This window comes from Methylobacterium sp. 001424705 (genome assembly GCF_059816145.1).
Genome location: NZ_JCBANU010000092.1, coordinates 1 through 635 on the forward strand (window position 1 = coordinate 1; position 635 = coordinate 635).

Sequence of the window (635 nt, forward strand, 5' to 3'; positions counted from 1 at the left end):
TTCACCAGCAGTCCGGCGGTTGATGCGATCAACGGTGCAATTTGCAGTCTGAGACTGTGCGAACTCGTTGATCGCAAGCACGTGCTGCATCACCGACTGCTTCGTATGGACCCCTTCGATCTCCTTCAGCCATCTCGTCATCATGCTCTGGATCGTGAGGGAATCGGTCCCGCGACATGATGCAGATCGTGGCTTCGGCGCTTTCGTGGTCGGATGATTGGCATCACCGTGGAGAGACGGTACGGGTCGATCATGGCCTCCACCATTGGGGGACCGTTCCGCTACGGTGAGGTTCGCCGCCCAGGCAGGCCGCCAACCGTCAGAGACGGTCTGCGTGCCGATCCAATCCCACAGCAGCGAGAGCGCGATCCAACGGCGCTCACAGGCTACCGCTTCGCTGTCGGTGTCGAGGGCTCTGACGAGGTGGTGTTGCCCCACGGCAGCCACGAGATGGGCTGGAACCCGCAGGCGGACGTACCAGCGACCACGGCGACATTGCAGATACTCGGCGCGGCGCACCGTTGGCTTCTCTCCCCAGGGCCACGGTGACACAGTGTCATCACGCGGGTTGGGATCGAAAGCTAAAAACCGTTTATTGACGGTGGCTTATAGGCAACTGGCGGAGGGAGCGGGAT

1 protein-coding gene is annotated in these 635 nt (G+C 61.3%); it reads right to left on the reverse strand.

Going from position 1 to position 635, the window contains the following annotated elements:
• A partial coding sequence (locus AC6EUL_RS22895; protein ID WP_499872916.1) for a DUF6538 domain-containing protein occupies nucleotides 1–552 on the reverse strand: 552 nt, incomplete at its 3' end.
• Nucleotides 553–635 lie beyond the last annotated feature (83 nt).